The organism is Chelativorans composti (assembly GCF_039541695.1).
GTDB lineage: Bacteria > Pseudomonadota > Alphaproteobacteria > Rhizobiales > Rhizobiaceae > Chelativorans > Chelativorans composti.
Genome location: NZ_BAABGS010000073.1, coordinates 64,393 through 78,492, shown reverse-complemented (window position 1 = coordinate 78,492; position 14,100 = coordinate 64,393). Strand labels below are relative to the sequence as shown.

The following is a 14,100-nucleotide window of genomic DNA, read 5'->3' as shown; positions in this document are numbered from 1 at the left end:
CTTGTTTTTCCCCGGCATTCCAACCCCTCGTCTAAATCTTGATCAGTTACATATCAATTCTTGGTCATAAACAGCAAGGCGGCTTGCATTCTGAGAGAAGGCCGAATATTTGACCAAGGTCAATCTCTTTTTGTGAGAATGCAAATTCCACAAAATGATGAAACCTGGAGGAGTCGTCTTGACAAAGTGCGTTTCTTTTTCCCGCCGCGCGCTGATGGGCGCTGTCGTGGCCCTGACCGCGCTGGCCGGTTTTGCGCAGGCCGAGGATAAGTATCCGACCGGGCCTGTCAGCATCGTCGTTCCGTTTGCGGCGGGAGGCACGACTGACGCGATCGCGCGCCTCATCGCCGAGGAGCTGCAGAACCGCTGGGGCACCGCGGTCGTCGTGGAGAACAAGCCCGGCGCCGGTGGCGTGATTGCCACGCAGGCTGTGGCCCGTTCCAAGCCCGATGGCTCCCAGATCCTCTTCAACGACATCGGCATCGCCCTCAACGAGGTGACCATGCCGAGCCTGCCGTACAACCTGAACGAAGAGCTGCGCCCCGTCATCACCGTGGGCGAATGGCCGCTGGCTTTCGTGGCCGCGTCGAACACCGGCATCAAGACGATGTCCGAGCTCATCGAGCGCGCCAAGACCGAGGACATTGCTCTCGGCACGTTCGGTCCCGCGTCTTCCCCGCACCTCGCTGCGGAGCTCCTGAAGTCGCTCACCGGCATCAACCTCAAGGTCGTTCACTTCAAAGGCGTGAGCCCGGTGATGCAGGCCATGGCCTCGGGTGAGGTTCATCTGGGCGTCTTCGGTGTCGGCGCCGCTTCGGGCGAAGTCGCCAAGGGCACCATGAACGTGCTGGCCGTCGACTACAAGTCGCCGCTGATGCCGGAGGCTCCGACCTTCGCTGAGGCCGGCGTGGACGGCCTGTGCGCGATCGCCTGGTGGGGGGTGTTCGTTCAGAGCAAGACCCCGGACTCGATCGTCAACGAGATCAACGCGGGCGTCAACGAGGCGCTGAAATCCGAGCGCGTCGTGAAGTACCTCGAGACCAACGGCTACACGCTCGTTGGCGGTGCGCCCGAAGCGCTGCAGCAGCGCGTCGAGGAGTCGGTCAACCTCTGGGGACCGATCGTCAAGGAGGCCGGTATTACCGCCCAGTAAGCCGGTCCTATTCAAAAACAGCCTTTCTCGTGACGGCCGCCCGAAAGAGCGGCCGTTTTTGTGTGAATTTTTTACAGTATTATTGCAATACGAGAAGGCTGTTATCATAATGAGGCAATACCGTAACGGTACGGCTCACACGCTATCTGGGAGAAATCATGGTCCAGCAAACTGCATTCGATGCTGACGTCATCATTGTCGGTGGCGGCCCTGCCGGCACCACGCTTGCCAACCTGCTCGGAACCTATGGGGTGAAGACGATCGTTCTCGAGCGGGAGGCGGACATCATCGACTATCCGCGAGCCGTCGGCATCGACGATGAGGCGTTGCGGACGTTCCAGACCACCGATCTCGCGGAAGCGCTGCTCAAGGACATGATCCAGAACACGCTGCTGCGTTACCACCACTCGAACGGCAAGATGTTCGCGGAGGTGGGCCCGAAGACCAAGCCGTTCGGCTGGCCGCGCCGCAACCTGTTCATCCAGCCGCTCACCGAAAGGACGGTCCGCAACGGCCTGCAGCGCTTCCCGCATGTGAGCCTTCTTGCCGGCCACGAGGTTCAGAACCTGAAGCAGGACGCCGACGGCGTGACGCTCACCGTCAAGACGGCGGAGGGCGAGAAGACCCTGCGCGCGCGCTATGTCGTCGGTTGCGACGGCGGCCGCTCGACCATCCGCAAGCTGCTCGACATCAAACTCATGGGCGACACGCATCCGTGGCGCTGGCTCGTCATCGACGTCCGCAACGACGACCGCTTCGAGCCCTATTCGGCAATCTACTGCGATCCGCATCGCCCGTGCATGGTCATCGACCTGCCCTATGGGCACCGCCGCTTCGAGTTCCGCCTGAAGCACGACGAGACGGAAGAGCAGATGTCGAAGCCGGAGGAGATCGAGCGCCTGCTGCGCACGCGTCTCGGACCCGACGAGAAGCCGGACATCATCCGCGCGCGCATCTACACGCACCATTCGCGCGTTGCGGACCGCTTCGGCAAGGGCCGCGTCTTCATCGCCGGCGACGCTGCGCACCTGCAGCCGCCGTTCTTCGGCCAGGGCCTCAATTCGGGCATGCGCGACGTGATGAACCTGTCGTGGAAGCTCGCCATGGTCGTGCAGGGCAAGGCCGATCCGAAGATCCTCGATACCTACGAGCAGGAGCGCCAGCACCATGCCGAGCAGATGGTGAAGTTCGCCACCGGCATCGGCAAGTTCTACGCGCCCTACAGCTACTTCACGGAATACTTCCGCAAGGCGTTCTTCTGGCTGGTGCAGCGCCTGCCGTCGATGCGCGACTACATCCTGCAGATGAAGTTCAAGCCGCTGCCGTACTATGAACGCGGCATCGTCGATCACTCCAATGCAGGCGGCAAGTCCATGGTCGGCCGCATGATGGTGCAGCCGCGCGTGGCGGATGCCGAGGACCGTGCCATGCTGCTCGACGACGCGATCGGCAAGGGCTTTGCCATCATCGGCATCAACGAGGATCCGGCCGCGCAGCTGACGGCGGAAGACAAGGACTACTTCCGCCAGATCGGCACGATCGTGCAGATCAACCGCTCGCGTCGCGGCAAGGTGGGCTGGTCGGCCGATCCGGACACGCTGGTGCTGGATGACCTGGACGGCGTGTTCCGTGATCTGCTCCTGAAGTACCCGAAGCAGCGGTTCTACATCCTGCGTCCGGACCGCTACGTGTTCGCCGTGTGCGACCGCCACGAGCTCTCTGCCTCGGTGAAGCGGCTGCGGGCTCAGCTCGGCGAGCCGCGCCAGGAAGCTCTCCCGATGGCCGCGGAGTGATTTCATGGCAGGCATGACACCTCAGGATCACCGGGATTGCGGCCTCGCGCTGTTCGAGGCCGAGAGGGACCGGAAGCAGATCGGTCTGCTCTCGCAGCGCTTTCCCGAGATGGATCTGGACGACGCATACGCCGTCCAGGATGCAATGCTGGCAGCGCGCGACGCTGCCGGCTTCCGGCGAATCGGCTGGAAGATCGGTCTTACCTCCCGTGCCATGCAGGAGGCGCTCCAGATCACCACGCCCGATTCCGGCGTCCTCTATGACGACATGCTGTTCCCGAACGGCGGGCAGATTCCGGCGGACCGCTTCATCCAGCCGCGCGTGGAGGCGGAAATTGCCTTCGTGCTGAAGGCGGACCTCGAGGGCGACAACCTCACCCGCGAGGATGTGTTGGCGGCGACGGACTATGTGACGCCCGCACTGGAGCTTCTCGACACGCGCATCATCCGCAAGGACCCGGTCACCGGTGCGATCCGCAAGGTGACGGACACGATCTCCGACAACGCCGCGAATGGCGGGCTGGTGCTGGGTGAGGGGCGCTTCGACGCCTCGACCACGGATCTGCGCTGGATGGGCTGCATCCTGAAGCGCGACGGCGTGGTGGAGGAAACCGGCCTCGGCGCGGGCGTGCTCGACGATCCGGTCACCGGCATCATCTGGCTCGCCGCGCGCATCGCCAAGTATGGCGGCAAGCTCTCGGCCGGCGACATCGTTTTGTCCGGCTCGTTCATTCGTCCGGTGGAAGCGCCGCACGGCAGCCGCTTCGTCGCCGACTACGGCCCGTTCGGGGAGGTGCGCTGTGACTTCCTCTAATGGGGCTCCGGCAAATGCGTTTCGTGCCGCGCTGAAGCGCGGCGAGGTGCTGATCGGCTTCTGGCAAGGGCTCACCTCGACGGAGACGGTCGAGATCAGTGCCCATGCCGGGTTCGACTGGCTGCTGCTCGACGGCGAACATGCACCCAACGACATGGCTATGCTGCGCGAGCAGCTGCGCGCATGCGCGGGCGGCACGGCGCATCCGGTGGTGCGCGTGGTGGCCGGTGAGGACTGGATGCTGAAACAGGTGCTCGATATCGGCTACCAGACGGTGCTGGTGCCGATGATCGACACGGCGGAACAGGCGGAGCAGGCGGTTCGCGCCTGTCTCTATGCGCCCAAAGGCAAGCGCGGCGTGGGTGCCGCGCTGGCGCGGGCCTCCGGCTTCGGCCGCCGCGCCCAGTATCTTGCCAATGCCAATGACGAGGTCTGCATCCTGCTGCAGATCGAAAGCGTGAAGGCGCTCGAGAACCTCGATGAAATCCTGAAGATCGAGCGTGTGGACGGACTGTTCATCGGCCCGGCGGATCTTTCCACCGACATGGGTTACCGCGGACAGCCGGCGCATCCGGAGGTGCGGAAGGTCATCCGCGAAACCACGCGCAAGATCCGCGCCGCAGGCAAGGCGCCGGGCATCCTGCTCGGCACCCAGGAGCACGTAGCGGAAGCGCGGGAGGACGGCGCGCAATTCATCGCGGTGGGATCGGACGTCGGAGTCTTCCGGCAGGCGGTCACGCAGCTGGCGCAGAGCTACCGCATTCCGACCGCGGGCTGAAACCTTCCCGAGGCCCGCAGAGCGGCACCCAGCGCCCCGGGTACCGCCTTTTTGCAGGCTAACAGGTTTGTGGCCTCATTGGCAGGCCACTAGCTATGCTTCTTCGGAGAGGGGCAAACTTGGTGTTCCGGATCGTACCACAGCACTCGCATGTACTGTGGCCGGTGTACGCAGAAGACGCGACTTCTTGCCGTGAGCCGAAGAGAATAGAGCGCGTCGAGATCGTCGAGTTTCAGCTTCATGAGGCGCTGCTGAGCACGCTTTGAAAGGGCTGTGATGTCAACGAAATGGCAGCCGTGCTCACTTAACTGGGGCACGCTCATGGTCTCGAACTCAGCCAGCTTCTCAATGACCCTCTTGAACTCGTGAGGGTCTCGGAGATTGGTCCACGCGAAAGGCCCTTCTTTGTCAACAGCGTTGAACCGCCACGCCAGCACACCACCTCTGAACGGCGGCGGAGCCTGGAAATATCGTGGCTTTTTGACGGGAACCGGTGCCGCTCCGACTTTCGGAACCTGCTTCTTTCCCCCCTTCCGCACGGGTTACAGACCCGAGTAATACTCCATCATGGCTGCGGGGGTTATCTCAGCGGATCCCCGTTCACCGGGCGCTAACCCGTAGCGGGCTTCCTGCCACGGGCGCTCAATGTGGGTGAGTTCCGACAGCCAATGCGCCGATCTCGAGCCGTAGAATTCGAGTACGGCATCAATCGTTTCACGCGCGGCTTCATCCAGACTCGAAGGGTCTCCATCGATATCAGCTTCAGAGACTTCAAACTTGCCGCGATGTAGCACGTAGAGGGCGGGCGCCACCGGGCCATTCGCCCAAGCCTCGATGCGGTCACTGAAGAGCGGACGCTCATCCCAAACCAAAGACCATGCCTGGGAGTAATACACGAGCTTCTGCAGCTTCATCGCCGTCATGCGACCCAGCCGCATCAGAATGTATCTTGCGACATCTTGAACCCTAGCCGTCATTGCCTCCCTCCCCTGGCGCAACAAAAGGCGATGAGCAACGGATGAAGTATAATGGACAGACGACACTATCTCATTAAGTCCGCAGTTGGATGAACTTCTTTCTGAATAAATAGAAGTCTATCCCATATGCAGAGGGAATGTGACAAACTTTCGTACCCCGATTACTTTAACTGCAATCGTAAAGCCGCTCCATAGCCGCAGCACCAGCCAGATAGCCCAGTGAAATGGCGGTGAGGAGGCCGTTGCCGGAGAGGTAACCGGAGATATCCGGGCCGGAGACGCCGCAGGCGGCGCCACCGGTGGCGAAGAGGTTGGGGAAGGGCTCTCCATCCCTGCCAAGCACGCGGGCGTTCTCGTCCACCATCAGCCCACCCTGCGTGTGGAACAGCGCACCCGTCACCCTCACCGCGTAAAAGGGGGCGGCAAGCGCGGGCTTCGTCGTGAAATCGCGGCCGAAGGGATCGGCAAGCCTTGCTGCCTGCATCTGGCGGGTGGCAGCGATGGTGGCCTCAAGGCGGGCGGGATCGACGGAAATGGCTTGCGCCAGCGCGTGGATGTCGCCGCCGCGGCGGATGGCCCCGGCGTCGAAGGCTTCGCGGTAGTCCGGGAAGGACAGGGCGAAGTGGTGGATGCGCTGGTCGTAGACGTTCCAGGCGATGCCGCCCGGCTGCTTCAGCACGTTGACGGACTGCTCGGAGTAGCCGCCGTGCTCGTTGGAGAAGCGATCGCCGTCGGTGTTTACCTGGATGCCGCCCTCCATCATCACCGCCCAGGTGATGAGGATCTGGTGCGGATAGGCGAGCGAGCCGTGGCCCTGGCAGCCGGAGAGGTTGCGCAGGTCGGCGCCGAGCTTCTCGCCCCAGAGTACCGCATCGCCCTGGTTGCCGGCGTGGCCGTGGTAGACGGCGTTCGCCATGTCGGGGATGAAGCGCTTCACAAGTTCAGGATTGCCGCCATAGCCGTTGCAGGCGAGCACCAGCGCCTTGCAGGCTAGGTGTTCCTCGCCGCCGTCGGGCCGAGTGATGCGGCAGCCCACGATCCGGCGTCCGTCGGCGAAAAGGCCGGTGACAGGGGCTTCGGTCGCGACCATGATGCCCTGCCGCTCGGCGGCCGTAAGCAGCCGTTGCAGAAGGGCCGCGCCAGTGCGCTCGGGCACGGCATGCATGCGGTGTCGGCTGTGACCGGGGTAGAGGAAATCGTTGAGCACGTGCCATTCGAGGCCGTGGTTGTCCGCCAGCCATTCGAGCGCGGGGCCGATGGCCTCCGTCACCGTCTTGACCAGACCGAGGTCGCCGCGGCCCTTGTTCTTGGCCTGGATGTCGGCAGCGAACAGCTCCGGGGTGTCGTCGGTCACGCCGATCGCGCGCTGGAAACGCGTTCCCGGCACGGGCACGAAGCCCGACGACATGGAGGTGGAGCCGGTGGGCTTTTCGTCCCGTTCGAGCACCAACACATCCGCGCCCGCTTCGGCGGCGCGCAGTGCCGCGACAAGGCCGGCAGCGCCGGCGCCGATGACGGCCACGTCAACCTCGGCGTCCGCGCGCATGGAAGAGGCTGGCAGGATTTCGCTCATGCCGATGTTACCATTCCAATTGCATCCGCGATGGTGATGACCCTTGTAATGGAGGAGAGATCCTTGAGCGCCGTCTCGTGCGTCGTCTCGGAGAAGGCGGCGCAGCCGTCCGCGAGCACAAAGGTCCTGAAATCGCGCACATGTGCGTCGCGCACGGTGGAGGCGACGCCGCCGTTGGTGACGATGCCGCAGACGAACAGCGTCTCGATGGCGGCCTTCTTCAGCACGAACTCGAGCCGCGACTGGTAGAAGGCGGAATAGGCCACCTTCTCAACGGTGAAATCGGCGGGCTGGAGCAGGTCCACCAGCTGGTGGCCCCAGGCGCCGGGCTGGAAATCGCCCTTCTTGAGAAAGGGCCGCAGTTCCTTAAGGTGCGGAGAGATGAGCGGCTCGCCGCCGCGGCCCGGTACCAGCGTGAATTGGGTCGAGATGATGTAGCCGCCTTTCGCGCGGATGGCGTCGGCGAGCGGCTTCACCCTTTCCGGCAGGGCGGCGATGGCCGGGGCGGTCTGGCCCGCGCGGCCGTAGGCGCCCTCGGGATCGAGGAAGTCGTTCTGGAGATCGACGATCAGCAGGGCGGATCGGGCGATGTCGATGGGGGCGTGGCTCATGCGGCGCTCCGCGAAATGATGAGATTTCCGAATTCATCGACGCGGCCTTCGAGGCCAGGATCGACGAAAATGGTGGTGTCGGCCTGCTCGAGGATGGCGGGCCCTTGGACAGTCGCGCCGATGCCAAGCTCAAGACGGTCATAGACCGGCGTGTCGTGCCAGGCGCCGCCGACATAGACCCTGCGCGTACCGGTGCGGCACTCCTCGGCGGGCTTGCCGGAGGCGGGGGCGAAGGAGCGCATGTCGAACTGCGGGCGGTGGCCGACGACGGCGACGCGGTAGTTCATGACGCGCATCGGAATGCCTTCGAGCAGGCGGCCGAAGGCTTCCAGATAGGCGGTGTTGAAGGCGTCGCGGATCGCCTCGGTGGTGAGGCCGCCTGCGCCGATCTCGAGCGGCACAGAGACGGTGTGCGTCTGGCCGAGATAGAGCATGTCGAGCCCGTAGATGCGGTCGACGCGCTCGAAGGCGACACCGGCCTGGTCGAGCAGGGCTGCGGTCTCTTCAGCCACCTTCAGCATTTCCTCGCCGAGGGCGGCGGCATCGAGGCCGTCAAGCAGGCGATTGACGGTCTGCACACGGTCGTGGCGCATGTCGGCGACGACACAGCCGAGCGCCGAGGTCACGCCGGGGAAGCGGGGGACGAGCGCGGATTTCAGGCCGACTTCCTTGATCAGCGCGCCGGTGTGGAGCGCGCCGCCGCCGCCGAAGGGCATGGCGGCGAAGGTCGCCGGGTCATGGCCGCGCTCGATGGAGACGAGGCGGATGGCCCCGGCCATCCTGGCGTTGGCGATCTTGAGGATCGCTTCGGCCGCTTCCTCGACGGAGATGCAGAGCGGACCGGCGATGTGTTTCTCCACGGCGGCGCGGGCAGCCTCCACATCGAGGCGGGCGAGCTTGCCGCCGATGGGCCGCTCGGCGTTGATGCGGCCGAGGATCACATTGGCGTCGGTGACGGTCGGGCGGTCGTTGCCGAGGCCGTAGCAGACGGGGCCAGGATCGGAGCCCGCCGATTCTGGGCCGACCTGCAAGATGCCGCCGCTGTCGATCTGGGCAATGGAGCCGCCGCCCGCGCCGATGGTGGTGATCTCGATCATCGGCGTGCGCACGACGAGGCCGAAGTCGATGGCTGTCTGAGCGGCAAGGGCGCTTTCGCCATTTGTGACCAGCGAGACGTCGAAGGAGGTGCCGCCCATGTCGCACGTGATGATGTTCGGGAAGCCTGCGGCCTTGGCAATCGCCTGGCCGGCCATCACGCCCGCGGCGGGACCGGAGAGGGCGGTGCGGATCGGGAAGCGCTTGGCGGTGTCGATGGACATGACGCCGCCGTTCGACTGGACGATCAGGATGTCGCCCGCGAAGCCGCGCTCGCGCAGGGTCTTCTCCAGGCGGTCGAGATATGAGGAGACGACGGGCTGAAGATAGGCGTTGAGGGCAGCAGTGGACAGGCGCTCGAATTCGCGGATCTCCGGCGCAATCTCGGTCGCGGCGGTGACATAGCCGTTGGGCCAGACGGCGCGGACGGTCTCCACGGCCCGGCGCTCGTTGGCGTCATTGGCGTAGCCGTTGATGAAGAAGACGCAGACGGATTCGCAGCCGGCCGCAAGCAGCTGCTCCGCCTTGCCGCGCACCTCGTCGTCATTGACGGCGACGCGCACGGTGCCGTCGGCGAGCACGCGCTCCTCCACCTCCAGGCGGTGTTCGCGGCTGATGACCGGCGTGTACTGGCCCCATAGACCCCAGGTGGTCGGGCGGTCGCGGCGGCGCATCTCGATCACGTCGCGGAAGCCCCTGGTGGTGATGATGCCGGTGCGCGAGCCCTTGCGTTCGAGCAGGGCGTTGGTGCCCACCGTCGTGCCGTGGACGATGGTGGCGATCTCCGAGAAGTCAGGCACGATACGGGCGATGCCTTCGGCAAAGCCCTTGGACTGGTCGCCGCGGGTGGACGGGATCTTGGTGGTCTGAACCTTGCGGTCGATCTGGTCGTAAACGAAAATGTCGGTAAACGTTCCGCCGACGTCCACGCCGATTACATAGCGTCTGGAACCCATCATGCGGCATCCTTGCTGTTGGTCTTGACGGGGTGGTTATAAATCGTGGCGGCTGCCTCGGGCGACACGTAGCCGAGGGCAACGTCGCGCTCGATGAGGGCGGGATCGCGCTCTTCGACAGGGCCGTAGCCGCCGCCGCCGGGCGTCTCGAGGCGCACGCGCTGGCCGCGCTCCAACTTGATGCCCACCATCTTGGAGGCCATAGGCGGATTGTGTTCGCCGTCAACGTGCTGGCAGGTGAAGCGGTTGAGCACGGCATCCTGGCCGCCGGCGACGCCCCTGGGCGGGAAGCGGCCGCGTTCGCCGAACAGGAACACGTCTGCCTCTTCCTCCAGCAGCTCGATCTCGTAGATGGCACCGAGGCCGCCGCGGTGGCGTCCCGGGCCGCCGCTGTCGGGACGCAGCGCCCACTGGGTGAACATGATCGGGTAGGCAGCCTCGAGGATTTCCAGCGGCGGGATGGTTGCGGTCGAAATCGGCGCGTTGCCGTGATTGAGGCCGTCGCCCTCGGGATGCCCGCCATGGCCGCCGCCGAAGAAGGAGAACATCACCCAGCGCTTGCGCTCCGGGCCGCGGAAGCCGGCAATCGAGAGCGCGTTGATGGTGCCGTAGGCGCAGCCGTTGGAGCGGTCCGGCGCGATCCGGGCGATCGCCTGGAAGACCACATCGATCAGACGCAGGATGGTCTCGGTGTAACCGCCGACCGGCTTCGGCGCGGTGACGGAGAGCAGGCTGTCCTCGGGGATGATGAACTCGACGGGCTCCAGCACGCCGGCGTTGGCCGGCACGTCGCCGAAGACGTGCTTCAGGGCCACATAGCAGGCTGCGATGGTGGTGGCTCGCGAGATGTTCACGGGACCCGCGCAGGCGGGCGAGGAACGCGAGAAGTCCATCACCATGCGGCCGTTCTCGATGGTGAGGTCGAGCGCGATGGTGAGCGGCTTGTCCACCACGCCGTCATTGTCGAGGTAGTCCTCGGCTGAGACGGTGCCCTTGGGCAGGCGGTCGATTTCGGCGCGCATGAGCATGGCCGCGCGACTGCGCAGCTCCGAGAGGGCGGTGGCCACCGTCTCGTCGCCATAGTCGGCGAGCAGCTCGTTCATGCGCTTGACGCCGAGCTCCAGCGCGTTGATCTGGCCGTTGACGTCGCCGAACAGCGAGTTCGGCTGGCGGGAGTTGGAGGACAGGATGTCGAGCACATCCTGGCGGAACTCGCCGCCGTCGAAGAGCTTCACCGGCGGGATCAGCATGCCTTCCTGGAAGCACTCGGTGGCGACCGGGTTGTAGTTGCCGGGCACGTTGCCGCCCACGTCATGCCAGTGGCCGACGGAGGCCAGGTAGCAGAACACCTTGCCATTGCGGAACAGCGGGCGCACGAGGCGGAAGTCGGAGAGATGGGTGCCGCCAGCGTAGGGATCGTTGAAGATCCAGACGTCGCCGTCCTTCGGCCCGCCGGATTTGGCCGCCTTTTCGATCACGGCCTTCACGGCGAAGGCCATGACGCCGACGAAGATCGGCAGGCCCGATTTGCCCTGCACCAGCGTCTCGCCGGTTACGGCGTCGTAGATGCCGTGGGAGGCATCATGTGCCTCGGCGATGGTGGGGTTGAAGGCCGAGCGGAACAGGGTGGCGTCCATCTCGTCGACGATCTGCTCGAGACGGCCCTTCAGGATCGCGAGGAGGACGGGATCGATCATAGGGTGAACCTCTTCTCGTCGTAGGCGCTGCCCGCCTCGAGCAGCTCTTGCGTGCCGAGGATCTCGTTGATCCCGGCGAAGTCGAACATCCTGTCGCTGAAGGCCTCGTTGGAGCCGGTGCGCAGAAGGCTCTCGAAATAGGCGCGCGCGGTGTGGGCGATGGCGCGGGTGAGGCCGCCCGGGAAGATCACCAGCGAGAAGCCGATCTTCTCGAGGTCGGCTGCCTTCATGGGCGGGGTCTTGCCGCCTTCAACCATGTTGGCCATCAGCGGGACGTGGCCGCCGAGGGAGGCGACGATGGCCTTCATTTCGTCGATCGAGCGCGGCGCCTCGACAAAGAGCATGTCGGCGCCCGCGTCGGCATAAGCCGCCGCGCGATCGAGGGCGGCCTCGAAGCCTTCCACCGCGATGGCGTCGGTGCGGGCGATGATCAGGAAGTTGTCACTGGCGCGGGCGTCAGTTGCGGCCTTGATCTTGCCGATCATCTCGCCGGGAGAGACTAGGCTCTTGCCGTTCAGGTGCCCGCAGCGCTTGGGCATCGTCTGGTCTTCGAGCTGGATCGCGGCCGCACCCATCCGCTCGAAGGTGCGCACGGTGCGCTGGACGTTGAGCGCGTTGCCGAAGCCGGTGTCGCCGTCGACGATGAGGGGAAGCGAAACCCTATCGCAGATCACGGCTATGGTGTCGGCCACCTCGGTGGCGGTGACGAGCCCGATGTCGGGGCGGCCGAATCGCGTGTAGGCGAGCGATGCGCCCGAGAGATAGATGGCTTCCGCGCCCGCCTGCGAAGCGATCAGCGCTGACAGCCCGTCATAGACGCCGGGGGCGATGATGATCCTTCCGTTGCCGAGGCGCGCTTTGAGGCGCGTCATTGTTGTTCTCCGTCATTGTTGGCGCGTTGCCGCGCAAAACGCTTTTCCAGGTGGGGGACGAGACCGCCATCGGCGATCATGGCGAGCAGGAAGTCGGGGAGCGGTTCAAGCTGGATCGAACCATTGGCCGTGACGAGACGGCTGTTGGCCACATCAAGCTCGACCCGATCGCCCGGCCTGATGGCTGCGATTTCCGGCCCGCCGACGAAGACCGGCAGGCCAAGGTTGATGGCGTTGCGGTAGAAGATGCCCGCGAAAGAGCGGGCCACGACGCCGGCGAGGCCCAGATGCTTCAGCGCCTGCGCCGCCTGTTCGCGCGAGGAGCCCATGCCGAAGTTCTTGCCGGCAATGAGCACGTCGCCGGGCCTGACTTGAGAGGCAAAATCCGGGTCGATGGTTTCCAGGCAGTGGGTCGCGATCTGCTCGATGCCGCCGCCCATGTACTGGCCCGGCGCGAGCGCGTCGGTGTCGATGTCGTCGCCGTAGACGAATGCCCTGTTCATGCGCCTGCTCCAACCTCCCGGGGGTCAGTGATGCGGCCGGCGATGGCGGAGGCCGCCACGGTGTAGGGCGAGCCGAGATACACCATCGAGGACTTGGCGCCCATGCGGCCGCGGAAGTTGCGGGCGGTGGTGGAGATGCAGGTGACGTTCTCGCCGAGACGGGCGGAACCATAGCCTGCGCAGATGCCGCAGGCGTTGGGCAGCACCTTCGCGCCCGCATCCTCCAGTACCTGCATGATGCCGTCACGCGCAGCCTGATCCTGGTCCCGCTTCGAGGCGGGGGCGACCAGAAGCTCCACGCCCTTCGCCAGCCTGCGGCCGCGGATGATCTCGGCGGCTGCCTTCAGGTCCACGTATTTCGCGCCGGTGCAGGCACCGATGTAGGCCACGTCGATTGGCGTCGGCTCATAGTCAGTGACCGGCGCGGCATTGGCTGGCGAGTGGGGTGCGGCCACCTGCGGGGCAAGCTCACCGGCATTGAAGAAGTGGGTCTCGGCAACCGGCGCGTCCGGATCGCTCTGCCAGTCGGTTGGATCGGGCAGGTCGGTCCCGCCATGCCCGGCAAGCCAGTCGATGGTCGTCCGGTCGGGTGCGATCAGACCCGCCTGGGCGCCAAGCTCAGCCGCCATGTTGGAGAGCGTCATCCGCTCCTGCATGGAGAGAGACCGGACGGTTTCGCCCGCATATTCAATGGCCTGATAGCGTCCGCCGTCCATGCCGAGCCGGCCGCACATGGCGAGCACCATGTCCTTGGCCATCAGCCGCGGACCGAGCTTGCCCGTCCATTCGATGCGGATGGTCTCGGGCACGCGCAGCCAGATCTCGCCGGTGGCGAGCACGCCAGCCATCTCGGTCGCACCGACGCCGAACATGTAGGCGCCGAAGGCGCCGCCCGTGGGGGAGTGGCTGTCGCCGCCGACGACCAGCATGCCGGGCTTCAGGTGGCCGCGCTCGGGCAGGACGACGTGGCAGATGCCCTCGCCGTCGTAGAAGGCGACCTGCCTCTCCTTTGCCCATTCGCGGGTGAGTGCCAGGATGGCTGCCCCCTCGTCGGTGTCGCCGGGGACATAATGGTCGGAAATGAGGACGACCTTCTCGCGGTCGAACAGGCCGACCCCGAGACGCTTCAGGATCGGCTCGACGCGGCGGGGACCGCCGGAGTCATGGATCATGGCAAGATCGACGCGGACGGTCACCACCTCGCCGGGCGAGACGGACGCGCGTCCCGCCGCTTTGGCGATGATCTTTTCCGCAAGTGTCATGGGAGGGACTGTCATG

General features: G+C 65.1%; 12 protein-coding genes. 4 read left to right on the top strand and 8 right to left on the bottom strand.

All coding sequences use genetic code 11. The annotated features are described in order from the left end of the window. Window positions 1-178: 178 nt before the first annotated feature. From ABD906_RS13945 to ABD906_RS13930, 4 genes are all read left to right on the top strand, one after another. Complete coding sequence (locus ABD906_RS13945) at window positions 179-1,153, top strand: Bug family tripartite tricarboxylate transporter substrate binding protein (RefSeq protein WP_345100022.1); 975 nt, start codon at window positions 179-181, stop codon at window positions 1,151-1,153. 158 nt (window positions 1,154-1,311) lie between these two features. Continuing rightward, the gene (locus ABD906_RS13940) at window positions 1,312-2,946 is read left to right on the top strand and encodes a bifunctional 3-(3-hydroxy-phenyl)propionate/3-hydroxycinnamic acid hydroxylase (protein WP_345100021.1); all 1,635 of its coding nucleotides are present in this window, start codon (window positions 1,312-1,314) and stop codon (window positions 2,944-2,946) included. Between the two features lie 13 nt (window positions 2,947-2,959). Next, entirely contained in the window at window positions 2,960-3,760 is an 801-nt protein-coding gene (gene hpaH / locus ABD906_RS13935; protein ID WP_345100154.1) for a 2-oxo-hept-4-ene-1,7-dioate hydratase, read from the top strand. Beyond that, a complete protein-coding gene (locus ABD906_RS13930; RefSeq protein WP_345100020.1) occupies window positions 3,747-4,538 on the top strand; it encodes an HpcH/HpaI aldolase family protein in 792 nt (263 codons plus the stop codon). Before hpaH ends, ABD906_RS13930 begins: the two co-directional genes overlap by 14 nt. 542 nt (window positions 4,539-5,080) lie before the next feature. Here ABD906_RS13930 and ABD906_RS13925 read toward each other — a convergent pair. From ABD906_RS13925 to ABD906_RS13890, 8 genes are all read right to left on the bottom strand, one after another. Further along, a complete protein-coding gene (locus ABD906_RS13925) occupies window positions 5,081-5,515 on the bottom strand; it encodes a Panacea domain-containing protein (RefSeq protein ID WP_345100019.1) in 435 nt (144 codons plus the stop codon). Window positions 5,516-5,681: 166 nt separating this feature from the next. Continuing rightward, window positions 5,682-7,088, bottom strand: coding sequence for an FAD-dependent oxidoreductase (locus tag ABD906_RS13920; protein WP_345100018.1), 1,407 nt, complete (start codon window positions 7,086-7,088; stop codon window positions 5,682-5,684). After that, entirely contained in the window at window positions 7,085-7,699 is a 615-nt protein-coding gene (locus ABD906_RS13915) for a cysteine hydrolase family protein (RefSeq protein ID WP_345100017.1), read from the bottom strand. Before ABD906_RS13915 ends, ABD906_RS13920 begins: the two co-directional genes overlap by 4 nt. Beyond that, a complete protein-coding gene (locus ABD906_RS13910; RefSeq protein ID WP_345100016.1) occupies window positions 7,696-9,753 on the bottom strand; it encodes a hydantoinase/oxoprolinase family protein in 2,058 nt (685 codons plus the stop codon). Before ABD906_RS13910 ends, ABD906_RS13915 begins: the two co-directional genes overlap by 4 nt. Beyond that, on the bottom strand, window positions 9,750-11,447 hold the full coding sequence (locus ABD906_RS13905; RefSeq protein ID WP_345100015.1) for a hydantoinase B/oxoprolinase family protein: 1,698 nt from the start codon (window positions 11,445-11,447) through the stop codon (window positions 9,750-9,752). The genes ABD906_RS13910 and ABD906_RS13905 overlap by 4 nt, the downstream gene beginning before the upstream one ends. Continuing rightward, window positions 11,444-12,319, bottom strand: coding sequence for an isocitrate lyase/PEP mutase family protein (locus tag ABD906_RS13900; protein WP_345100014.1), 876 nt, complete (start codon window positions 12,317-12,319; stop codon window positions 11,444-11,446). Before ABD906_RS13900 ends, ABD906_RS13905 begins: the two co-directional genes overlap by 4 nt. Next, window positions 12,316-12,822, bottom strand: coding sequence for a LeuD/DmdB family oxidoreductase small subunit (locus tag ABD906_RS13895; RefSeq protein WP_345100013.1), 507 nt, complete (start codon window positions 12,820-12,822; stop codon window positions 12,316-12,318). Before ABD906_RS13895 ends, ABD906_RS13900 begins: the two co-directional genes overlap by 4 nt. Continuing rightward, a complete protein-coding gene (locus tag ABD906_RS13890; RefSeq protein ID WP_345100012.1) occupies window positions 12,819-14,099 on the bottom strand; it encodes a 3-isopropylmalate dehydratase large subunit in 1,281 nt (426 codons plus the stop codon). The genes ABD906_RS13895 and ABD906_RS13890 overlap by 4 nt, the downstream gene beginning before the upstream one ends. Window position 14,100 lies beyond the last annotated feature (1 nt).

Bases quoted from the DNA above. Each gene is read 5' to 3' on its own strand.
- ABD906_RS13940 (WP_345100021.1), top strand. From the start codon at position 1,312: ATGGTCCAGCAAACTGCATTCGATGCTGACGTCATCATTGTCGGTGGC.
- ABD906_RS13900 (WP_345100014.1), bottom strand. From the start codon at position 12,319: ATGACGCGCCTCAAAGCGCGCCTCGGCAACGGAAGGATCATCATCGCC.
- ABD906_RS13920 (WP_345100018.1), bottom strand. From the start codon at position 7,088: ATGAGCGAAATCCTGCCAGCCTCTTCCATGCGCGCGGACGCCGAGGTT.
- ABD906_RS13915 (WP_345100017.1), bottom strand. From the start codon at position 7,699: ATGAGCCACGCCCCCATCGACATCGCCCGATCCGCCCTGCTGATCGTC.
- ABD906_RS13905 (WP_345100015.1), bottom strand. From the start codon at position 11,447: ATGATCGATCCCGTCCTCCTCGCGATCCTGAAGGGCCGTCTCGAGCAG.
- ABD906_RS13910 (WP_345100016.1), bottom strand. From the start codon at position 9,753: ATGATGGGTTCCAGACGCTATGTAATCGGCGTGGACGTCGGCGGAACG.
- ABD906_RS13890 (WP_345100012.1), bottom strand. From the start codon at position 14,099: ATGACAGTCCCTCCCATGACACTTGCGGAAAAGATCATCGCCAAAGCG.
- ABD906_RS13895 (WP_345100013.1), bottom strand. From the start codon at position 12,822: ATGAACAGGGCATTCGTCTACGGCGACGACATCGACACCGACGCGCTC.
- ABD906_RS13925 (WP_345100019.1), bottom strand. From the start codon at position 5,515: ATGACGGCTAGGGTTCAAGATGTCGCAAGATACATTCTGATGCGGCTG.
- hpaH (WP_345100154.1), top strand. From the start codon at position 2,960: ATGACACCTCAGGATCACCGGGATTGCGGCCTCGCGCTGTTCGAGGCC.